18 protein-coding genes and 1 pseudogene are annotated in these 23,146 nt (G+C 47.5%); 5 read left to right on the top strand and 14 right to left on the bottom strand.

From position 1 onward, the window contains the following. Positions 1–197: 197 nt before the first annotated feature. The 4 genes from CWM47_RS14510 to lpxK all read right to left on the bottom strand — a co-directional run bounded on the left by CWM47_RS14510 (position 198) and on the right by lpxK (position 6,038). Positions 198–836 (bottom strand): gluconate 2-dehydrogenase subunit 3 family protein, encoded by a 639-nt coding sequence (locus CWM47_RS14510; RefSeq protein WP_100988693.1) that lies wholly within the window; start codon positions 834–836, stop codon positions 198–200. A gap of 189 nt (positions 837–1,025) precedes the next feature. Then, on the bottom strand, positions 1,026–2,771 hold the full coding sequence (locus tag CWM47_RS14505) for a GMC family oxidoreductase (protein ID WP_100988691.1): 1,746 nt from the start codon (positions 2,769–2,771) through the stop codon (positions 1,026–1,028). A 131-nt stretch (positions 2,772–2,902) separates the two neighbouring features. Then, positions 2,903–4,921 (bottom strand): putative porin, encoded by a 2,019-nt coding sequence (locus tag CWM47_RS14500; RefSeq protein ID WP_100988689.1) that lies wholly within the window; start codon positions 4,919–4,921, stop codon positions 2,903–2,905. Positions 4,922–4,973: 52 nt separating this feature from the next. Further along, complete coding sequence (lpxK, locus tag CWM47_RS14495; RefSeq protein ID WP_100988687.1) at positions 4,974–6,038, bottom strand: tetraacyldisaccharide 4'-kinase; 1,065 nt, start codon at positions 6,036–6,038, stop codon at positions 4,974–4,976. An 84-nt stretch (positions 6,039–6,122) separates the two neighbouring features. Between lpxK and CWM47_RS14490 the strand changes: the two genes are divergently transcribed. The 4 genes from CWM47_RS14490 to CWM47_RS14475 are packed head-to-tail and all read left to right on the top strand — an operon-like array spanning position 6,123 to position 9,677. Beyond that, positions 6,123–7,223 carry an o-succinylbenzoate synthase gene (locus CWM47_RS14490; protein ID WP_100988685.1) on the top strand — a complete coding sequence of 367 codons (1,101 nt, stop codon included), beginning with the start codon at positions 6,123–6,125 and terminating at the stop codon, positions 7,221–7,223. A 15-nt stretch (positions 7,224–7,238) separates the two neighbouring features. Continuing rightward, entirely contained in the window at positions 7,239–8,741 is a 1,503-nt protein-coding gene (locus CWM47_RS14485) for a helix-turn-helix domain-containing protein (protein WP_100988683.1), read from the top strand. A gap of 51 nt (positions 8,742–8,792) precedes the next feature. Beyond that, the gene (locus tag CWM47_RS14480) at positions 8,793–9,131 is read left to right on the top strand and encodes a hypothetical protein (protein WP_157815969.1); all 339 of its coding nucleotides are present in this window, start codon (positions 8,793–8,795) and stop codon (positions 9,129–9,131) included. 18 nt (positions 9,132–9,149) lie between these two features. Next, complete coding sequence (locus tag CWM47_RS14475) at positions 9,150–9,677, top strand: GNAT family N-acetyltransferase (RefSeq protein ID WP_100988679.1); 528 nt, start codon at positions 9,150–9,152, stop codon at positions 9,675–9,677. A 238-nt stretch (positions 9,678–9,915) separates the two neighbouring features. Here the strand turns inward: CWM47_RS14475 and CWM47_RS14470 are convergent, their stop codons facing one another. Further along, positions 9,916–12,183 (bottom strand): aconitate hydratase, encoded by a 2,268-nt coding sequence (locus CWM47_RS14470; RefSeq protein WP_100988677.1) that lies wholly within the window; start codon positions 12,181–12,183, stop codon positions 9,916–9,918. Between the two features lie 304 nt (positions 12,184–12,487). On the opposite strand from CWM47_RS14470, the gene CWM47_RS14465 reads away from it, so the two are divergent. Continuing rightward, on the top strand, positions 12,488–12,943 hold the full coding sequence (locus CWM47_RS14465) for a CHRD domain-containing protein (RefSeq protein ID WP_100988675.1): 456 nt from the start codon (positions 12,488–12,490) through the stop codon (positions 12,941–12,943). Between the two features lie 73 nt (positions 12,944–13,016). Here the strand turns inward: CWM47_RS14465 and CWM47_RS14460 are convergent, their stop codons facing one another. The 9 genes and pseudogenes from CWM47_RS14460 to CWM47_RS14425 form a co-directional block, all read right to left on the bottom strand. After that, positions 13,017–13,499 carry an Hsp20/alpha crystallin family protein gene (locus tag CWM47_RS14460; RefSeq protein WP_100988673.1) on the bottom strand — a complete coding sequence of 161 codons (483 nt, stop codon included), beginning with the start codon at positions 13,497–13,499 and terminating at the stop codon, positions 13,017–13,019. Positions 13,500–13,558: 59 nt separating this feature from the next. Next, positions 13,559–13,825 (bottom strand): hypothetical protein, encoded by a 267-nt coding sequence (locus CWM47_RS14455; RefSeq protein ID WP_100988671.1) that lies wholly within the window; start codon positions 13,823–13,825, stop codon positions 13,559–13,561. A 303-nt stretch (positions 13,826–14,128) separates the two neighbouring features. Beyond that, a complete protein-coding gene (locus CWM47_RS14450) occupies positions 14,129–17,401 on the bottom strand; it encodes a CotH kinase family protein (RefSeq protein ID WP_170069427.1) in 3,273 nt (1,090 codons plus the stop codon). Between the two features lie 381 nt (positions 17,402–17,782). Continuing rightward, the gene (gene allE, locus CWM47_RS14445; protein ID WP_100988667.1) at positions 17,783–18,529 is read right to left on the bottom strand and encodes a (S)-ureidoglycine aminohydrolase; all 747 of its coding nucleotides are present in this window, start codon (positions 18,527–18,529) and stop codon (positions 17,783–17,785) included. Positions 18,530–19,228: 699 nt separating this feature from the next. Next, positions 19,229–19,714: a GNAT family N-acetyltransferase gene (locus CWM47_RS14440; protein ID WP_206170641.1), complete on the bottom strand. Its 486-nt coding sequence runs from the start codon at positions 19,712–19,714 to the stop codon at positions 19,229–19,231. Between the two features lie 116 nt (positions 19,715–19,830). After that, the gene (locus tag CWM47_RS39205) at positions 19,831–20,139 is read right to left on the bottom strand and encodes a 4Fe-4S dicluster-binding protein (RefSeq protein WP_240625907.1); all 309 of its coding nucleotides are present in this window, start codon (positions 20,137–20,139) and stop codon (positions 19,831–19,833) included. A gap of 45 nt (positions 20,140–20,184) precedes the next feature. After that, positions 20,185–20,691: a tRNA-dihydrouridine synthase gene (locus CWM47_RS39200; protein WP_240625906.1), complete on the bottom strand. Its 507-nt coding sequence runs from the start codon at positions 20,689–20,691 to the stop codon at positions 20,185–20,187. Between the two features lie 218 nt (positions 20,692–20,909). Then, positions 20,910–21,638: pseudogene (locus CWM47_RS14430) on the bottom strand (cytosine permease); the annotation flags it as partial. A gap of 142 nt (positions 21,639–21,780) precedes the next feature. Continuing rightward, positions 21,781–23,127: an aminotransferase class III-fold pyridoxal phosphate-dependent enzyme gene (locus CWM47_RS14425; protein ID WP_100988663.1), complete on the bottom strand. Its 1,347-nt coding sequence runs from the start codon at positions 23,125–23,127 to the stop codon at positions 21,781–21,783. Positions 23,128–23,146: the final 19 nt, after the last annotated feature.

Genomic DNA, 23,146 nt, shown 5'->3' with positions numbered 1-23,146 from the left:
TGCGATTTATTGATTTGTCACTGACTTTAGCGGTCAACAACATCGTCTGAACCTGATTGTCCGGTCTCGACACCTAGTGTAGACCCTTATTACCCTTGAACCGATCAGAATAGTTTAGGGCAACTGCGCATATAAAAACGGCCCTATCTGAGTCAGTAGGGCCATTTTTTTACACTATAGTTAAACTAAAACTTTACTTATTTATCCTGATTCAGCTCTCGCTCCTCATAAGCAAGCCCGTATTGCTTGAGCACATCAGCTGGAACGCCATCCCACTGATTGGGAACATTACCAACGTACCCTAAGTCTTTCACACCCATTTGACTGGTGTAGAATCCCGAAGCCGTCATGTTACGCATGAAACTGAAAAACGAAGCACCCTGCGTCATGTCGGGCTTGGCTTTCGACGGGTAGGCGATTTGCTCAACCATATCGATCTGCTGCGCTTTTGTACACAGCATGAATGCCTTACCGTAGCGTTTGGTACAGGTATTGTCCAGCCACCGAATACCACCGCGCATGGGCGTCTGGTTCTTGGGTTGGTCTTTCATCATGAACTCAATAAACGCCGGTACACCGGCCTGTGAGGCACTCCCCGACCGATCATCGGCAGGCAGAATAATATCTGACAATACCGTAACCGTTTGCAGTTCGTGGGGTGTAAAGAATTTTTCAGCGTTTAGTTTTGCATCCCGTTCGGCTTCGAACTTCTGTCGGCCACCGGGTATTTTCAGTGGTTTAACATCGGGTGGTGCGGGTACAGCGGCTTCGACAGGATTGACAGCCATGCCAAAACCCGCGAGCGAAAGGGCTTTTAAGGAATCTCTGCGTTTCATAAACGAAAGGTTTTTGGTTTTTTGTTTTCGGTTTACAGTGCCGGGTTCGGGAAGTTCTCTACCTGATAGTCGATCTCGGGCTCATCCACTTTATATCTCAACCCGCGAATAGGTGATTTTTTCAGGGACTGACCGATCTATCTTCGCCATTGCCCTGAAACTCCTACCGTATACCGAAAACCGAAAACATTATATATTTTTCTGTTTTACCTGATCGATCAAATACTCACTTGTGCGCATGGAACTGGCCAGAATTGTCCAGGTAACGTTTTTGTCACCCTGCGATGGAAATGGGGCCGCATCGACAACAAATAGGTTTTTCACGTCGTGGGCCTGCTGGTATTTATTCAGTACCGACGTTTTTGGATCATTACCCATACGGGCGGTTCCTACCTCGTGGATAATCTGACCCGGAGCGGCCAGACCGTAATTAGTTGACGCATTCGGTTTGTCGCCCAACGCAATGCCGCCCATCGAGTGAATGATTTCCTCGAAGGTATCCTGCATGTGCTTTGCCTGCTTTACCTCGTTCTCCGACCATTTGTAGTTGAATCGCAGCACTGGAATACCGTATTTGTCGACAACGCCAGGATCAATTTCGCAATAATTACTTTCCAGCGGGACGGGTTCGCCCCGACCAGCCATACCCACGTAGGCACCATAGAATCGGCGGTAGTCGTCTTTCAAACTAGCGCCATATCCACCACCCGGCTTCATCATGCCATTACGAGCGGCTATCATGCCGTTCATGGCTTCGATTCCCCAACCAAATCCGTAGGCAGGCATTCCCATGCCACCCCAGTATTCAATATGGTAACCACGCGGAAAATCCAGTTTTTTGTTGTCGAGCCACCAGGGGGTAAACACGTGCATACCGCCAACACCATCTTCATTATACCGTTTGCGATCCATCAGGGCCGGAATAAAGGCCGAGCGACTGGCACCCGTAGAGTCATTGATGTATTTACCGACAACGTTGCTTGAATTGGCAAGCCCCGTCGAAAAACGGCTTGATTTAGAGTTTAACAGCAAACGTGCCGTTTCACCCGCACTGGCAGCCAGAATGACTGACTTCGCTTTCACGGTAACTTCCTGCAACGTTAACGTATCGACGTAACTAACGCCTGTGGCTAATCCCGTTCCCGGATCGGTGAGGACTTCACGAACCATGGCCCCGTTAATCAGGGTAACATTGCCCGTTTTCATTGCGGGCTTCACCAGCACCGACGAGGAGGAAAAATCGGCATAGGCCTGACACCCCCGTCCGCACTGGCTGCAATAAAAACAGGACCCGCGTTCGTTATTCACAGGTTTGGTAAGAATCGACAGGCGAGACGGAATAACCGGAACACCGATACTGCGGGCTCCTTTCCGAATCATCAACTCGTGCAAGCGCGGCTTTGGCGCAGGCAGAAAAATACCATCCGGTTCGGATGCCATATTTTCAACCGAGCCAAAAACGCCGATCATCCGGTCGATTCGGTCGTAAAAAGGTTTGATATCGTCATAGCCAATAGGCCAGTCTTCACCAACACCCGTCATGCTTTTCCGGCGAAAATCGTCGGGGGCGAAACGTAACGAAATACGTCCCCAGTGATTGGTACGTCCACCTAACATACGGGACCGGAACCACTGAAAATCGGAGCCTTTTACATTCGTATACGGCTCACCTTCAATGTCCCAGCCACCCCAGGCGGCATCGAAATCCCCAAACGCCCGTGTCGTACCAGCTCCCCGCCGTGGCGATTCCCAGGGCCATTTCAGTTGCGTAATGTATTTCGGATCGGCAGGATCAAAATAACCGCCTGCTTCCAGCAAAACGACTTTAGCGCCCGCTTTTGCCAGTGTATAAGCCGCCATGCCGCCCCCGGCTCCTGAACCAACAATGGCAACGTCGTATTGAACCGGAGCTTTTTGAATCTGAAATGGATCCATGCAAAAAGTAAAGATTAATTATTTAAATGAAAAGAAACGCAATGGTACTTTTGTAAAGCAAAAGAGACAATTCGTTCCGTCATTGACGGAATAAGCAAAAAATGGCGGTCTCCTACCTGTTAACGCCAGAATCAGTCAAATAAATACCAGTCAACTCCGAATGAGAAGCCACGGCGCATTTGCAGGAAATCGGGCGCTACATAGTAACCGGGCGATAAAATGCCCTGATTTATGTGCGTAAGTTTAACAAATAAACGGGTACGGTTGATACGAAGATTGGCATATAAGTCGGCAAGAACATAGCCTTCCACCTGTTGTCTATTCTGAAGATGAAACTGCTGGGTTAAGGGCATGTACGCATCGGCATAGTACTTCGACTTATAGTGCAAATCGACCCCGGTCTGTATGTACAGCACTTTAGCATATAAAAACTCGTACTGAATGCGAGTGTTCACAAAAATTGATGGTATACGGATAACGTCGGGGCCTTCTTTCGCCGTATAATAGCCCTGCCCAGAGATCAGAAACTTGCCGATTTGAAAGTGGTAGCCAAGTCCCGGCCGAACAATACTAATGGGTGAATTTTCCTGCTGAACAACACCTTTTGTGTCGAAATAAACGAAATTTTTAATCAGGTAATAGTCCAGGCTCGGTTCCAGTCGGAGTTTATGATATCGTACAGTCAGCTTACCATAGGCCTGCAAATAGTCCCTCTTGGTCAGTGGATTAAGTCCGTTCGTTACATCCGGCCAGTTATATACCTTGCTTTGAAAACGTTCCTGAACGAGTGTAGGCTGGACATTTACATAGGAGCCGCCCGCTGTTAGAAACTTACTTTCGACCTGCCCCTGAATTCGTCGGCTACCATCGGCCCCAATTTCGGCTTCGGCCGTCAGCCGCGACAAGCTATCCGGGAAATAATAGCCTAGCCAGCCACCCACAAACGTTTCGGTTCGGGCAGTACTGTATTCATTATATTGAGTGCGTGATGTATTGTAGAGAGATGACTGTTTATAATTTCGTATCCGCAGGTACGCGCGGTAGTTGAACGACGCGCCTTTGTACTGCGCAACCCCTTTTATCCCAAACTGATTATCGAGCACTCGAAACCGGGCGTGCTGCTCCAGGCGGGATGTGTCGCCCAGAATAGCGGGATAGAATCGCCTGACTTTATTGTCAGCTGCCAGCAGCGTATCTGTCTGATTCAGCCGCAGGGTATCATCCTGATAAAAATTCTTTTGGGTCTGATAGTCAAATTTATGATACAGTTGAAATCCCTTGTCGAGCACATACTGGTGATAGACATGCCAGTTGTTCCGAATTTCCCAACCGTGTGGTCCCTGAGCGGTTGTACTGCCGCTGCGTAAACGCGAATCGCCGGTGTAATTGATGGCAATGGTGCTTCCATCTGCATTTTGCCCCGGCAATACTCCCCCCTGCTCATCGAGGCTGTGGTTCATGTTATTGAAGTGAGCCAGCAGGGTGTATTTTTCGTTTTTAGAGCGGTAATTCGTATGCAGTAACAACCCCCAGTTCTGCGCCAGTAACTTGTATGGGTCGTTATTACCACTCGTGCCAAACTGCTTCTGGGAGGTAAATCGCTGTACATCGAAACCCACATTCCAGCGGGAATTAATGTTTTGCGACATATCGAACCGAAGTATATTCTGATTATGCCCGCCCAGCGCAAGATACATATCAGTATAAGGCGACTTGGTATCGAAATACTTCACGTCCATTGGTTGAAAGGCATAGGGCAAAAAGACATAATAGCCCGATTGCGCACCCAATTGTTGGGGAACTTGCAGAAATACAGGCCGCATGGGCGTACCCAGTTCGCCTAAGTCCTGATACAGATTTTGATTTCGCTGCACATAGGTGAACCGATGCACCTCGTCCATGGTCGTATCGAGGGTGTAAAGTTTCCGGCGGTTATTCAAATTATCGTCCTCCAGTACATATCGGGTTGACTTTGGACCATAAATAACCTTCGTCGAATCGTCGATACCATTGCTGCCGGTTGTTGACGTAGGCATTGTCTGGCGACCGCCAAAACTATTGGGCGTTTGGGTATTACCCGGAAACTGCTGTGCCCAGGCTGTGAGCGAGAGGCAAGTACTAAAAAGTAAGGCAAGTAAACTCCGATTCATTAGGTCAAAAGTACGTCAAAACGTCGGACACTCGCTCGTCGACTTGGTTCAGTTAACGATTTTTAAGGCTTGATCGATCTAAAAACTGGTTAAAGCCCTGTTCATGTCCGGGCAGGAACTGCATGGCAACCGGCAGGTAATACAACGGAAGTGTAGTACGCTCGCCAGGCGAGAGCAACCCGTCGAGTTTTACCCAGTCTTTTTCAGTTGTAAGCAAAGCGGTTGCGGGCGGTAAGCCTGTCAGGATAGAATCAAGTTCATCGCGACTGTACGCGTAGTGATCGGCAAAGCGGTGATGCTTAACTAAGGTGTAGGCTTGATCAACATAGTATTCCAGCAGATCGGCATTTGCCAGGCCCGACACCAGCACGACTTTTTGCAGGTTCGTTACGGCTTGCCGACTTTCGAACGAAACAGGTTGACCGTACTGCAAGCCCGCAAAAAAAATGGGCGTTTCAGGCTTACAGTATGGGCGAATCTTTTCCGAAATACGCTGCTGTTCGGTCGTAAACAAATCAGTTGGACACTTCGTCACAACGATCACATCGGCCCTACGCGCACCCTTTCGCCGTTCGCGCAATCGACCAGCGGGGAACGGATAATCGTCATAAAAGGGCCGATTGTAATCCATTAATAAAATAGTCAGGTGTGGCTGAACAGCCCGGTGCTGGTAAGCATCGTCCAGCAAAACCTGCTTCGTTTCGGGATGATGGCTCACCAGTACCTGAATAGCCCCGGCTCTTCGTTCGCCAACACACACCCGAACGAGGGGTGCAAATTTTCGGTATAGCTGGAGGGGTTCGTCACCAATCGTCGAGGCTGTATCGGTATCAGTAGCTATCCGAAACCCAGTCGTTTGCCTGCCGTAGCCCCGACTTAACGTAGCCGTTACTCCTGGGGTTACTTCCTTTGATAACGCATACCGTTTAATCAAAAATTCGATCATAGGCGTTTTTCCGGTGCCGCCAACGGTCAAATTGCCTACGCATATTGTGTGAATAGAAGGCCAATAGGATCTCAATAAGTGGCTGTTAAATAGCCAATTACGTATGTCCATAACTACCCCATATACTAGACTGAAAGGCAATAGTAGCCACTTACTCCCTAAACGTTTCATTAATATTTTCGTAATATTGCCAGCTTGAGCAGTCAAAATTAGTACTTTTAGGACTGGGAACTCCCGTCCTCACCGTTTGGTACAATGAGTTTAAAAGCCGACTACCTGAAATACACGTTGCACTTTCGCTTCGAAGCGGGTACGTCACGCGGCACCCTTACGGAAAAAACGTCCTACGTTATTCGAATTTTTGATGATGAAAATCCGGCTGTTGTTGGTTATGGGGAATGTGGACCGCTGAAAGGACTAAGCTTCGATGACCGTCCCGATTTCGAGGATATTCTTTGTCAGTATTGCGATGAGTTTACAGAGATGGATCTGGAGTTGTTTAGCTGGAATATTCCCATCATCCTGAATCAACTTATCAGCCAGGCTTTCCCAAGTATTTTATTTGGCTTTGAAACAGCCATGCTTGATTTCCTCTCAGGCGGGCAACACATTATCAGGACGTCTGATTTCACTAACGGACAGCGCACACTGCCAATCAATGGCCTGATCTGGATGGGCAGCCAGTCGTTTATGCGGCAGCAGATCGAGGAAAAACTTGAAGCCGGCTACACTACGATAAAACTAAAAATAGGGGCTATTGATTTTGAACAGGAGTGCGATCTGCTGGCCATGATTCGGGAACGATTCCCGGCCGATAAGATCACCCTTCGGGTGGATGCCAACGGTGCGTTTACCCCTGCCGATGTAATAGCAAAGCTCGAACGGCTGGCCACGTTTAACCTGCATTCTATCGAACAACCCATTCGTGCCGGGCAACCGGAGCTAATGGCCGACCTGTGTAAGCATTCGCCTTTACCAATTGCGCTGGACGAAGAGCTGATCGGGCAAATGGAATACGTCCATAAATTTAAGCTCTTAAAAAAAATCCAGCCACAGTATATTATACTGAAACCTACCCTTTTGGGTGGGTTACGTCATTGCGACGAATGGATCGAACTGGCTGGCCGACTCAATATTGGCTGGTGGCTTACCTCGGCGCTGGAATCGAATATTGGCCTGAATGCTATTGCTCAGTATACAGCGCAATTTAAACACCTGTTGCCACAGGGCTTAGGCACTGGGCAATTATACCACAATAATGTCGATAGCCCGCTGGTTATCGACCATGGTCAACTGCAATACGATCCGGCCAGGTCCTGGAACCTGAGTCCGCTTTTAGTTGATGCGTCTCACTAATTAAGCTTCCATTCCTTGAACCTACCCGCAGATCATATCCGCCTGTTGTTTGGCTTGAAACTTCGCCAACTACGCCTTGATAAAGGATTGTCTGTCAGCGAATTAGCCCAAAGATCCAACTTATCAGTCTCCTACGTCACCGAAATTGAAAAAGGACGAAAATACCCCAAAGCCGATAAAATTTCGGCACTTGCCAATGCTATGCAAGTGGATTACGATACGCTTGTTTCGTTAAAATTAAGCAAGAAGCTGGAGCCCATTTCGGACTTGCTGCGCTCGAAATTCCTGACTGAAATCCCCCTCGAACTGTTCGGAATAGACCCCTCCGACCTGCTCGAACTACTGGCCGAAGCCCCCGCTAAAGTCAGTGCCATGATTCGTACATTCATGGATATTGCCCTTAGCTACAACATGAGCGTCGAGCGGTTGTATCTGACTATGCTGCGGTCCTATCAGGAAATGCACGATAATTACTTTCCCGATATCGAAGCCGATGCCGATCGCTTTCTGGCCGAATTTGCCCCAATGCCCGATCAGGCGGTTACCGAAGTTCTGTTAATTAATCTGCTTAAAACGCGGTATAACATTCGAATCGAGCACTTCGACCCGCTAACGCAACCCGAATTAGCCGCCTTGCGGTCAGTATATCGACCCGAACAGCACACACTTCACCTTAATGCGGGCCTTTCGACAGAACAACGGTCGTTTATTCTGTCGCGGGAAGTGGGCTTCCAGTTTATGAATCTTAAGAATCGTCCATTCAGCTATTCCTGGGTTGAAGCAGAATCGTTTGAGCAGATTCTCAATAATTATAAAGCCTCTTACTTTGCCGGTGCCATTTTAATTCGACGGGCTGCGCTCGTCGCTAAATTAAGTGAACTTTTTGCCCGGGATACCTGGAACAACGACGATTTCCTGCAACTCATCGACCATTTTGGGGCAACGCCTGAGCGCTTCTGTTATCGACTGAGTAATGTGTTGCCCAGTGCATTCGGTATAGATCAGTTGTTTTTTTATCGGTTCAATCATACACCCGGCCAAACGACCTTTAAACTGACAAAGGAAATGCACCTGTCGCGTTTGCAAGGACCACGCGGTATTATGGACGAGCATTTCTGTCGGCGGTGGATAGCCTGGACAATTTTGCAGGAACTACAGTTTCTACAACAGAATAAACAATTCGATGGCACGCTTTGCCGGGCACAACTTTCGGAGTATTACGATACCGGACACCAATACCTGATTATTTCAGTAGCTCACCCTTCGCGGGCCGCCGGTGATCAAAACATCAGTGTATCCATGTGTTTTGCCGTGAATGACGCCCTAAAAAGCAAGATGAATTTCCTGTCGACATCTCCGGAAAACAACCCTGCCAGCGAGGTATCTTTTCGTATCGTGAATGAGGCCTGTGAACGCTGTGGCATTTTTGATTGTCGCGAACGGGTTGCCGCTCCGGCTGTTTTACAAAAGAAACGGCAGTTTGCCGCTATGAAAAAAGCTATCGAGGGACTACGTTAATCGGTCATTCTATCCACTTGTATGAAGCCAGCCACTCGGTATCTAGTTATCATGGTTATAGCAATAGTTGCTATAGTGTTCGTCATTTTCTACCAGGAGTATATGGGCGAAGACGCTGCTACTGCCACAGACGTTACTACAAATTCCCTGATCAACAAACGACTGAACGCTGTCGTCACGGATACGTCAGTAAACAAGGCAAATGCTGCCAATTATTTGCTCAAAATTGGCTACACCGATATAGACACAAAAGCAGCAGCCAGCTTTTTCATGGACTACCGTGACCGTGCCAGCATAGCCATTGGCGATACCGTGACCAAAGAGAAAGGGGAAAAATTAATACTGATTTACAGGCAACAGGGTGCAGTTATCTCGGTTCCGATTGATTAAAATTCCCTGTTTCCACAAATGATATTCGTACGAATTGAGCAGGAACACCCCTATTTAGACACCATTCGAATCTGGTACGAGGAGTCATTCCCAGCGAACGAACGTCGTTCATTCACCAACTTACGTCGGATTCTTTCATGTCCTGACATGCACCTCTGCGGATTAGTCGAGCAGGGGCAGTTGGTTGGATTTATCGTTTACTGGCAATGGCCTGAGCTGGTATTTGTTGAGCATTTTGCCATTGACCCAAGTCAACGAGGCCAGCGATTTGGCCAGCGGGCACTCGACAAACTATTGGCTATAGACAGCCGTTATTTTATTCTGGAAGTCGAATTACCACAAGATGACATCAGCCGCCGACGGATTCAGTTTTATGAACGGCAAGGCTTTCATCTAAACCTATTCAACTATAATCAACCTCCTTATCAGCCCGGGATGCCTGAAATACCCATGCACTTGATGTCGATACCTGCCATTGAAAACCCGGAAGCATTTACCGAGCTAAGTGCGCTTATTGAAGCGCGGGTTTATAACCGATTTTATTGATCGTTGATGACGTAAGGCCGGGCCACGTTAACTGTGATATGATGGCGCAAGGCTCTGGCCTTGTGTCTGGTATTCTGGGGCCTCTGGCCGTTTTGTAAGCTTTCGTATTTATTCCGGCCGGAGGCCGCAGAATACCAGACACAAGGCCAGAGTCTTGCGCCATCGGTAATAACAAACAGACCGGGCCGATTGTCTTAACAATCGGCCCGGTCTGTTAACTAGTAATGAAACGTTTATCTTACGCGTTTTGCTTCATCCGAATAATGTTCAGTGCGGCACCCGCTTTGAACCACTCAATCTGGCCTTCGTTATAAGTATGATTGACAGGAAACTCATCCGTCGATCCATCGGCATGATGCAGAACGATTTCGAGCGGACGACCCGGAGCGAACTCCGTCAGTCCGTCAATGTCGATAACATCGTCTTCCTGAATCTTATCGTAGTCGGCAGGGTTGGCGAATGTTAGGGCCAGCATCCCCTGCTTTTTCAGGTTGGTTTCGTGAATCCGGGCAAATGAACGCACCAGGATTGCCCGCACACCAAGGAAACGAGGTTCCATAGCCGCGTGCTCACGTGATGAACCTTCACCGTAGTTCTCGTCACCAACTACGATCGAACCAATACCTGCGGCTTTGTAGGCCCGTTGTACAGCTGGCACTTCGCCGTATTCGCCGGTTAGCTGATTTTTAACGGTGTTGGTCTTCTCGTTGTAGAAGTTCACTGCGCCGATCAGCATGTTGTTGGAAATATTGTCAAGATGACCGCGGTATTTCAACCAGGGGCCAGCCATCGAAATATGGTCGGTCGTACACTTGCCTTTCGCTTTGATCAGCAATTTCAACCCTTTGATGTCTGTACCTTCCCAGGGAGCAAATGGAGCCAGCAATTGCAGACGGTCGGAGGTTGGGCTAACCAGTACCTGCACACCCGAACCGTCTTCGGCTGGCGCCTGATAACCGGCGTCATCAACGGCGTACCCGTTCAGGGGTTGCTCAATGCCTTGTGGTTCATCAAGTTTTACCTGCTCACCGGCTTCGTTTGTCAACGTATCGGTCATTGGGTTAAATGTCAGATCTCCGGCAATTGCCAAGGCTGTTACGATTTCCGGCGATGCCACAAACGCGTGGGTGCTGGCGTTACCGTCATTCCGTTTAGCAAAGTTCCGGTTAAACGACGTAATGATCGAATTTTTACGGGTTGGATCGTCCATATGACGCGCCCACTGACCGATACAAGGACCACAGGCATTAGCCAATACTACCCCACCAATTTCTTCAAATGTCGTTAGCAGACCGTCGCGCTCAGCGGTGAACCGAACCAGTTCAGAGCCCGGCGTTACGGTGAACTCCGCTTTTGTTTTCAGATTCTTGGCCGTTGCCTGAGCCGCTACAGAAGCCGAACGGGTCATGTCTTCGTAGCTGGAGTTGGTACACGAACCGATCAAACCAACATCAAGCTTGGCGGGCCAGTTATTTTCTTTTACGGCTTTGGCAAAATTCGACAAAGGCCAGGCCAGATCAGGCGTAAATGGACCGTTGATGTGTGGCTCCAGTTCCGACAGGTTGATTTCAATCAGTTGGTCATAATAGGAAGCCGGATCGGCGTAGACTTCTTCATCGGCACGAAGATCCGCTTTTACGGCGTTGGCCGCATCTGCAATATCGGCGCGGCTGGTTGCCCGCAGATAATCTGCCATTTTCTCGTCATAGGCGAAAATAGAGGTGGTCGCCCCAATTTCGGCACCCATATTACAGATCGTACCTTTGCCCGTTGCCGATAGACTTTCAGCTCCTTCGCCAAAGTATTCAACAATGCAACCCGTTCCACCTTTTACGGTCAGGATACCAGCCACACGCAGGATAACGTCTTTTGCCGATGCCCAGCCGCTCAGTTTGCCGGTCAGTTTGATACCGATCAGTTTCGGCATTTTGAGTTCCCAGGCGAGCCCCGCCATCACGTCGCAGGCATCAGCACCGCCCACACCAATAGCGATCATACCCAATCCACCCGCGTTAGGCGTGTGCGAATCGGTTCCGATCATCATGCCACCCGGAAACGCGTAGTTTTCAATTACGACCTGGTGAATAATACCTGCACCGGGTTTCCAGAAACCGATACCATATTTGTTGGAAATAGATGCCAGGAAGTCATATACTTCTTTGTTCTTATTTTTAGCGATGTCCAAATCCTCAACGGCCCCTACTTCAGCCTGAATCAGGTGGTCGCAGTGAACAGTGGATGGAACAGCAACTTGTGGCCGACCGGCCTGCATGAATTGCAAAAGGGCCATTTGGGCTGTTGCATCCTGCATAGCCACGCGGTCGGGTGCAAAATCAACATACGCTTTACCCCGCTCGAACGCCTGGGTTGTTTCACCGCCGAAAAGGTGACTGTACAAAATTTTCTCCGACAAGGTCAGCGGTTTGCCGACTGCCTGCCGGGCGGCTTCGACGCGTTTGCCGAGGTTAGCGTAAACGCGCTGAATCATGTCTAAATCAAAAGCCATAGCAAGTAGGAATAAAAAAACAGGTTACTGAAAGGGATATTCTCTTAGGAAGAACCAACGAATTCAGAAAATTGATTCGTTTTAGCGAGTCAAAATTATAAGATTCTGATTCGTTTTGGAAATATTCCGAAGAATGGATTCTAAACAGCCGTAAAGGTAGGGTACAATCCTGCAATTCGCTCAGTTTCTAAGTTCACAAATAGAACTGAATAGATAATAAACCTATCTTGGCAGTGAAAATCGGGTTAACTCAATTAACACCCAACTATTAATCAACCTATTTGACGCATAGACACTATCTATTATGAACAAGAAAAACGTTCTCCTTTCTGTGGCAACCCTGTTAAGTCTCGGACTTACTCTGTCGTCATGTAGCAATGACGAAAACCCAACCATTACCACCACGAAGACACGCCTGGCGGCAACATTAACCGGTTCCGGTGAAAAACCTGCGGCAACACCATCGACAGCAACGGGTACATTCGTGGGCGATTTGAACACAACGACTCGTGTATTGAGTTATACGGTTAACTATCAGGGGCTAACCCCAACGGGTGGCCATTTACACCGGATTACAAACGCCGATGGCACAGGCCCGGTAAACATTCCATTCCCTAGCTTAACGAATCCTATTATTGCCACGACAGCCGCACTGCGCCAAACACAGGTCGATAGTTTACTGGCGGGTCAATATTATGCAAACCTGCACACGGTAGCCTATCCAGGTGGCGAAATTCGGGGTGAAGTAAAAAAACAGTAAAGTGCCATCAACAGAAACAGAAAAGCCCATCCTGATTTCAGGAGGGGCTTTTTTAGTTAATCTAAGCCATCAGTTACGCTACCGAGATCGTTTGCGCAGGTTTGTTCGTTGCCGGATTTTTAGGCAGTGTCACTTTCAGAATTCCTTCGGCATACGTGGCCGAAATTTCTTCGGTGAGCACTTTATCGTTGAGTCGGAATGAACGCTCGAACGAACGGTTCGTAAATTCCTGATAGGTATAATTGCCCGTTGTCGCTTGTTCAGGGTTCCCCGATTGGTCGGTGCCGGGGTACGAGATTGTCAGTACATCGTCTTTAACCGACAGCTTCACGTTCTCTTTTACCAGACCAGCCGCAAACAGGGAGATAATGTAGCTTGTCTCATTTTCTTCAATGTTGACGGGTGTGTGCTGAAAGCCACCGCCATGACGACCGGCCATTGGCCCGCCCCAGAATCCGCCAAACTTACCGCGACCCCAGGGGCCACCAAATTTACCACGGCCCATTGAGCCACAACCTCCTTTATTACCTGTTTCGAATGCGTGTTGATTATACATGTTTGTGTGTTGTTTAGTTTTGTGTTTACTGATTGTATTCGTGTGTTTACTGCTCTTGATTAATTGATTGGGATAACCCGTTCAAACCTTCCCCGGCTCATGGGCGAATGATACGTTGGATCGTCGATGGATATGATCTGCGAAGACTGCCAGCCACCACGACCAAACCGACCAAACGCCCGCCCTCCGGCCAGCCGAGGCCCTACTACCCGAGCCAGCAAGGCGATGCCCAGGCCAACGACTAGTACTTTTACAATAAGTGATACCAGAAACAGTACCAATCCGGCAGCCAACGCCACCCCTGCTACTCGCCAAATGATGTTCATGTTGTTTATGATTTAATGGTTAAAAAAAGCCCTGTTTAGTAGGAAGTGAATGGTGAAATTCGATGTTTATCGTTTCGTGTGCTTCCTGGTATTGGCCTTTGGTAAGGATGACGCACAAGGCTTTACTTTTACTTTAAAAATTTTTAAATTATTTTTAAAATACTGCCGTCAAGAGCGGCTGTCCATATCTAGCCTATTCCTTAAAACTGACAATCAATAAAAAATGATCCTGATTAGTAACGACTTAACGTTCAAATCAGGATCATTTTGGCGACGCAAAAAAAAATAGAAGAGCAGACTGGTTCAGGGATTTTGGAGGTACACCGACGCATTAGCATTTACATACTGTAGTTGCCCTGCCAATTCAAAGCGAATACTACGGGCCGTTGCAGCGTTTGTCGTTACAGATACAACGTGTCCGGCACGTATCACGACATCATCGCATACACTGGGCACCCGCCCGCAATTCCAGGTACTGGCCGTGTGCCAACTACCCGACGAAATACTCTGGCAACCACCCCGGCGAATACTAATATTGTCGATTCGCAACTGGTCGCGAGCTCCCGAAGTACCCACACCGGTGTAGTAGTATTGCCATAACAGTTGTATATAAGGTTTATTGAGCAGAGCCGTTGGCAATGACACCGGCCCAATATCCTGGCTGTGTCCGGCCGTTGCATTTCGAACATATTCCACTGGATTATTTGCCCCATCTGTCAAGTCAGTAAAGGGCCCGGAATTACCAATCCGGTAGCGAAGCCGAATATTGTACTGGCGCGGATTGGGCGTAACTGTTCCACCTGTCCATTGCACTGTAGCTTCGGTCAAATTGGTGGTTCGCAGCCCAAGAACCACCCCGCCCAATGCACCAGCAATGTAGCCCGACGGCGCACTACCTGTATTTATCATCGCAATTCCGTCGCTCCCCAACCCATTAATGCGGGTAGCACTAGTGAGGTTATAAGCACCTTTTACCGTATCAGCCAGGGCGAACGTAGCTGATAGGGCTGGATCTGCTGCATTCATACTCACAAAATACATGTTGGGTGGGTAGGTTCCCGCCGGGGTTGTGGCCGGAAAAGCATCGAACCGATATTCGCACGTGCTCAGGTTATAGGCTGTTGGTTTTCCGGTCGATGAATTATCGAGGTCGAATTGGGCAATAAGGCTCCGATTGGTGGTAGGATCAAAACTATAAGCTGTATCGGTAGAAATAGTAGCACTGTTTTCCTGCCAGGAAACAAAGCGATAGCCAACACGCGCTTTGGCAACAACCCGTACAGCGTTCCCCTGAAAATAGGTACCAGTCCAAGGGTACGGATTAGTGGCCACCCCAACGGTGGAGGGCAAAATATCAATTGTATTAATTTTAACATATCCCTTGGCTGTATCAGACACAGACAGTGTAATGGTACGATTGGCAGTCAGGCTAAATCGGGAGCGAATATGGTCGCGTACATAAGCAGGACGCTGCTGTAGAAACGTTCGGACGATATTGACGTTACTGAGCCATTTAGTAAGCGAATTTCCTGTTTTCCATCGCGAGAAATGTTCGTCCATATACGGCTGATAACTCTGCTGGAAAGTATTGAGCAGGTCAATGTTTCGGCCCGGAATGAACGTAGTATTGAGCAGGTCGGCAAACCGGTTAATGAAGTATGTTTTATAGCTGCTTACCTCCAGCAGCCGACGAAGGAAGCGCGTGTATTCGGTAACTGAAACGTCGTAGCCCGTAGAGGTGGCCCGATCGAGTGAATTGGACGTATAGTCGTTACCCGCTCCCAGTGTCCAGTCCATATCGTTCATCATCCAGCGGAATCTGCCATCATGCCCTTTGGGTGCAGTAGGCACATACTGGCTGGTTCGTTTCCGCCAGAGTTGCTGATTGTTATAGGGCCAGTCAAAATTTCCGGCGTAGATTTCGGAAATCTGATAATCCGAAAACCCATCTACATCCATTAATGTGGAAACATACCCGTAGTCTATCGTAGGTGATCCCACAAAATAATCTTTTAGTGCATAGAATTTTACCAGATCGCCATTATCGGCTTGGTAAGCGCCATAATCGAACTTAATTATGTCAACACTGTCCGGGTCTACGCCGTAATTTCGATTCAGGTAGTATTGGTCATACCGCTCCATTAAGTTATGAACACCCCAATATTCACCGTTCAAAAACACAATACCGGGGCGATTCGACTGGGTATCGAATGGCAAATGCCGGACCATGGTTTGCATATAGGTATCAATAAGGGTCGTAAAGTTCCAGTCATTACCTCCACTACGCAGCAATAATCGATTGTAATACTGGTTGATTGGGCGATTGCTGAAAAATGGGTAATTAAAATCGGTATCACCATACAGTCGCAGACTTTTGCGCGGAGTGGATCGGGAGCAACCACCGTTGATGGCAATATCTGCATGCTGATTAAGCACGGAGCGGCCGTTGATAAAAAATTGTACGTGGGCCGATCGCTGCCAATTATCGTCTTTGTTTGTAAAGTTACCGGGCGAACAAAAAATACTTTCGGCTGTTGGATTACCGGCTCGCCAGCCATCAAATGTTGTACCGGCGGTATAAATGCCACTATTATAATCGAACAGGGATTTTTCATTCGTACTGATCGACACAACGGGAAGGTTTCCGTACCTGGTGGCAGGCGCAATAAAATACGTTTCCGAAACGACGTCGCTCATCAGCGCATTGGCCTTATAGACCACTGCCCGCACTACAGTTCCTTTAAAGACCGGTTCGGTTGGTATATAGTAGGGCGACGAGTTGAACGTCGACGATTTAGTCGATACTTTATTGGGTGAACTGGTTCGGTCACTAATCGACAACGGGCTGGAGTAGGTACGTGTCTGATAACTCTCTGTTAAAAATGATCCATTGCCCTGACCTGGCTGCTCGGCATAATTATTTTTATACTGAAAGGTATTGGGTCCCGGATTAACTGGATCTGGATCTGAACCATCCAACGTGTAGAAAATAGTCGCTGTTGGATCAGACGAGGTGATAGTCAGGCTAAAATCTGTGGAGTAAAAGCCACCCACCTGCGAGAAAATGGGGTCACTCATGATAGTTGCATAACCAGTTTTGGCATTGTTACTGGCCCCCGGACTCGTGTTGTTTATCGAATTGGTTCGCTGAAAATAAAGCCAGGTAGAGGATCCATTCGGTTGCCGCCCCCAGGAAACGTCGGTACGCTGGGCACCAAATAGTACCTGATCGACCACCGTACTGCCATCGGGCTGAACCAAACTAATCATCTCGCCATCTGCCGAGAGTTTAAAGCCAACGTGAAGGGGCCCACGACTGACAACATCACTTGCCCATAACAACAAATACCCATTGGCCGGTATAATGGTCTGTGACGAACCGACAGGCAGGTGATATTTTATTAAATTCGAATTATCAGATAGGTAATAGCCCGCTATATTGACCGGTGTGGGATTTGGGTTGTATATCTCAAACCAATCTTCATATGCCCCAGCACCGTCGGCAATTGTTTGAGAATTAGACGCCATGATTTCATTAATGTAAAGCTGCTGGGCTGTACAGGTGAAACTCATCATAACCCAGGGAACAAGTATAAGTAGTACGATATATGACCACCTGATACTAAAAGATATACTATTGTTCATATTTTGTATATTTATTTACAAAACTAGATCAAAAATCCATAAGAGAATAATTCCCACTTTTTATTTTTTTTACCCAGCGAAACTATGCCCATACAACTGACTATCAAATAGATAAATACATATGAGTTATAACACAAAGCGCTTTAGAAAAAAACGTTTTATTCGATCATCAGTGCAGGCTTGTTTAAACCGGTTTCACCGAATTTTTCGATTCCAATCGATACATCAAAGAATTACTTGATACATTTTTATGCGTATAGTCATACTGCATATAGAATACAGTATAAGGCCTTCATCTTTACTCTCGAATAGTCATACTGTTGTAGGAAACCGATTTACGTTCTTATAATAAATATAAACGGCGGGTTCTTTGCCCATTGCCGTGAACCACTGCTGACAATAGGGGGCCATCCAGATAGAATCTCCTTTATTCACCGGGTACCAATCCTGATCGAGCCTATATATACCCTGTCCCTGCAAATAAATCAGGCCGTGTTCCATAACGTGTGTCTCAACAAGCGGCAGGTGCCCACCCGGATCGTAGGTAAAAATGTTGACCGCCATATCGAACGAGAGATCATCTGGCAGCAACACTTGTAAACGAAGAGCCGGATCACCCATATAGGCAGGGCAATCTATAGTTGCAGCATCGCCATACAGACTTGAAGGCACATCGAAACCATCCAGTTTTTCGTAGACCTTATGAAACGACACTAATTTTGCTCCTTCTGTCGGCTTATCAACTACATAGTTGTATCCAATGGGGACATAAACAAATTGGCCTGCGGTTAGCACTTGTTTCTCTCCACGTATAGCAGCAGTGCATTGGCCTTCAATGACATAGAAAAACAATTGAGATGCGATTGTTTTGCCAACAAGTTGACCATTCGCATTCATTGTAATGAGCGTTTGACACAAGTTTGCCCCCATCTGCTCGTTGATGATAACATTGACGGTGCAATTGTCCCAGCCAGGCACGCGACTATTGATGTAACCGTCGGGACTGATTACGGCATGGGTACGCTTAACAACAGAACGGGTTAGTGCGGAAATTTCCATAGAGTTCATTAGTAAAACTATAAAACGGAATACCATTCCGCCCTACTTGAATTCGTCCGCTTCAACAAAATTTAGCAAACCGGTACTCGATTTCCAGGTGTAAAAAGAACCGCCGTGTTGGCAGAAAATAAGGTTTTGAGCTAAATTAAGGAAAACTGGTAACAAAAAATTGTGATGATAACAGCAAAATCAGTTATACTTGGTTTCGGATTAGAGAAATAAAAATAGATTTATATTCGGCAAATAGAATCTATCTTTGGACACATAAGAATATTTATTTAACTTAGCGTTATTGATATTTCTACATTCGTAACTAAAGCCTATTTGACAATGACTATTAACAAAAAATCCCTTGTACCTGGACCTTGGACGGTAGTATTTCTCATCTCTGGATTTCTGTTTTTAACAACAATTGAATGGGTGTGGAATCTGTTTTTTAACTAGTGCTTCCAACCTAATTTGTCCGCTTTCATCCACTAGTTGACGATAATCAGTCTCGCTGTGCCAATAAATGGGCTGGATGGCCATTGCCTGCGCATAAGCTTTTCAGTTTTCTTCTCGAGACAAATGATACGCTGGTACGAGACAATTCTGCCCAACAACAATCTCAACAAAGGGTCATGACCCTAAGAAAAGGTCATGCGTCAAACTCGACTTTATACCGATCAGTTTTTGTGTAAATCGTGAATTGACAGTTTATCAGAGTTTACGGTACATGATATAGGCGTTTATCAATCCATGTTGCCTGTGATTAAAGGCTTCTGGTACTTCGCCAATTATATTGAATCCCAATTTTTGCCATAATTGTACGGCTAGCTCATTCGTTTTGATTACTATATTGAACTGCATGGCTTTATAGCCCAGCCGTTTCGCTTCGTTTATCGAAAACGCGCCCATTGCCCTCCCTACCCCCTGGCCTGATGCCGATGCCAGCGTCATATAAGAGCCATTGGCAATATGTGAACCTAAGTCAGGTTGATTGTCTTTAAGCACAAACGTTCCCACTACCAGACCGTCCAGCACCGCCACGTAGGTGTGTTTGTCTGGACCGCACCAGTAAGCGAGCATTTTTTCTCTTGAAGAATCCGGGGCGAAAACGTACGTTTCACCGGCTGAAATTACCGGCTGAATTATTTCCCAAATTTGCTCATTATCAGCCGATGTAGCGTGTCTAATCTCTATCATGCTCCTTAGTCAATGGTCATTCAGCGGTAGTCCGCGAGCCTGAAATTCTTTCCAGTTTACGTATTCATCGCCTTTTCGCTGCTCTACCATTGAAATACAGCTATCGACGGGGCACACTAACTTACACAAATTGCACCGACACATTCATCCTCTTTGATCGAATAGGTGTTGAATGGGTCTCCATACGACAAAATAATCGACTGGTGAGAGGTATCTTCGCAGGCGATATGACACAGGCCGCAATGGATGCACTTGTTCTGATCGATGTTGACAACAATGTGATAATTGATATCCAGATCTTCCCAATGCGTAATGGTAAGGACCGATTTTCCAACGAGATCGGTTTGGGTTTTGAAACTCTTTTCGTCCATCCAGTTAGTCATTCCATCGCACATGTCCTCAACGATGCGAAAGCCGTGTTTCATAACAGCCGTACAAATATGAACGTTCGAGCCCCCCAGGAGCATAAACTATACAGCAGCTTTCCGGGTGCTAACCCCGCCAATACCCGAAATGGGCACACGGGAGGTTATCGGGTCCTGCGCGATGGCCGTTAGCATTTTCAAGGCAATGGGTTTCACCGCAGGCCCGCAATAACCGCCAAAAACCGATTTTCCGGCCACATAAGGGTTAGGCACAAACGTATCCAGATCTACACCCGTTATCGACTGTATTGTGTTAATGAGCGACAGTGCATTCGTGCCGCCTTCTACAGATGCACGACCCGTTGGCACTACGGAGTGAACGGTGGCTCTCAGCTTGGTAATGACCGGGATGGTCGCTTTCTCCATAACCCATTCCACCACCATTTTGGCAATTTCCGGGTCCTGCCCTGCAGCCGCCCCCATACCACGTTCGGTTATGCCGTGCGGACAACCGAAGTTTAATTCGAAACCGTGTACGCCAGTGTCTTCAACCTGGGCAATTAATTCATGCCATTTTTCACGTGAGTTATCAGCCATTAACAACACGATCATGGCCCGATCCGGGAATAATCGGACGCATTCGGCTATTTCTCACAGGTTGATTTCCAGCGGACGGTTGGAAATGAGCTCGATATTGTTGAACCTCATCTTTTGGTGCCGCCTTAATCAATCGCCGAATACCGGAACGACAAGTTTTTAACCTGACTTCCGAGCGTTTCCAGACGACACCACCCCAGCCAGCTTCGAAGGCCCGCAGTACAATGTATTGTTTATCCTTTGTTTTTGAAGAATGAAAGTCCAATAATCTGCCCTTTTACCTGCGCCTTCTGGCTGAAGGCAAAGCGCGTAAAATCAGGAATGTTGAGCGACAGGGTAGCCCAGAAACCAACCATGCCTGTTAGAGCCGGGAAGAAAAAGGCGAAGAGAGTAGCCGGTGAGGTGAATTTAGCGGGCTGCTCTAAAATTGGTCCCAGTCCATTTCCAGCCGAAATAGCCCACCAAAGTAACGCCAGTGCCGCGACAAGCAGAAAGAACGCCTTAAAAATCAGCAGTTTCTTGATACTGTTAACGCCAAGGTATACGACGTGAATATTCAGCAGCCAGAATAAGAAGAAACAGATAGCCGGGCCCGTTTGCAGACCAAATGAAGTTGTGAAGACCTGGGGCAATGTTTCCAGTGTCGGAATCCACAACCGAAACATCTGGTAAATAGAAAATCTACCAATCCATGTTTGGATGCCAATCCAGCCACAGGCCACATTGGCCCGCGACAAAGCCGGAATATTGGCCCCTTTAGTGCCAAAACTGGACCGCACCAACACCGGAAAGGGAATCCCGTATTTGGCACCGGCATGTCCATTCAAGACCATTGGAATCAACACAATTGTATTGCCCAGAAAGATGGTAAAATGGCCTGCCACCAGTTCATCCCCCTGAATCAGCGAACTGGCCATCATGTAGTAGGGAATACACAGGCTCATACTGATCCACAGAGCAGCAAAATTCCAGGTATTTCACGTTTGCTTCGACGCGGGAATGGGCGCTAAATCTTCGCTATACAGAGCGGATGATTCAACTACGGTTTCATCGGTTAGTGCCTGCATTAGTCTCTGGCCTACGGTAGTTGGTTTTGTTACCTTTTTACCTTACATACTCGTCAGCAATCGACAATGCCTCGCTGATGATTGCCAGTCCTTCATCTATTTGCTCTTTGGTAACACACAATGGGGGCGCCACGAATACGTAACTCCAGCGAACGAAGGTGTACATGCCCAACTCCTTTATTTTAGCGGCCACTTTCGCCATAACCGCCATTTCCTCCGGCTTTGCATTGAAGGGGGCCATTGGTTCTTTTGTCGTCCGGTTTTTGACTAATTCAAAACAACCGAGCAGGCCCGTATTTCGAAAATCGCCGATACACGGGTGCTTTTGCATTAGGAGTGCCGCCTGAGCATCCATGTATTTTCCCATCTCAACGGTGTTCTTAATCAGATGTTCATCCTCATAAATTTTCAGCGTTTCCAGCGCTGCGGCACAACCCACTGGATGGGCGGCATAGGTCATACCCGTTGCCAAGACGGTGTCATTGTAGCGGGCAGCGATTTTATCCGTTACCATCAAACATCCAAAAGGTATATACCCGCTCGTGATACCCTTAGCCATCGTGACCATGTCGGGCACAATACCGTGATTTTCAAAGCCGAACCATTTTCCCGTGCGGCCAAAACCACTCATCACCTCGTCGATAATAAGGAGAATACCGTACTTGTCGCAGATTTCCCGGACGGCAGCCAGATAGCCGACGGGGTATTGCAAACAACCCGACGTACCCGACTCCCCTTCCAGCATAATAGCCGCTATGTTGCCTGGTCCTTCGTAAGCGATGACGCGCTCTAAATGAGCAACCGAATCCGTTAACATGCTTTCTTCGTCGTGATTCCACCGATATCGATAGGGAATATCAATGTGTACGAAGTTTGGTGCCTGTTGTGAATCATCGGGTAGTTTGCGGGGGTCGCCCCCAACGGAAAGCGTTCCATAGGTAGCCCCATGATAGGACTGATACCGACTCAGGATCTTGTGCCGTCCTGTATATAATCGAGCCAGTTTGATGGCTGCCTCATTTGAGGTAGCACCGCACAGGGTGAAATATGCTTTGTTAAGATCGCCGGGGCATATTTCGGCCAGTTTCTTACCCAACTCCCCCCGAACTTTAGTTACACAATAGGGCGTCACGTAGCTCACCTCCTGCATTTGCCGGACAACAGCCTCCGTTATCCGCTGATTACCATGCCCGATATTGACATTCATCAGGCCCGATGAAAAGTCGATATACCGCTTGTCGTCATAATCGTATAGGTACACGCCTTTGGCATATTTTACCGCAATGGGCGAAATATTTTTCTGCTTGCTCCACGCAAACATGGTATAATCGAAATTATCCTGAAGGACTTCCTGCGTTTCGGAAAGCGTTGCTGTGTCAAGCATGTTTCTGTTGTTTGAAGTT

This window comes from Spirosoma pollinicola (assembly GCF_002831565.1).
Taxonomy (GTDB): domain Bacteria; phylum Bacteroidota; class Bacteroidia; order Cytophagales; family Spirosomataceae; genus Spirosoma; species Spirosoma pollinicola.
The sequence above is the reverse complement of the archived record's forward strand: the minus strand, read 5'-3'. Positions and strand labels throughout refer to the sequence as shown.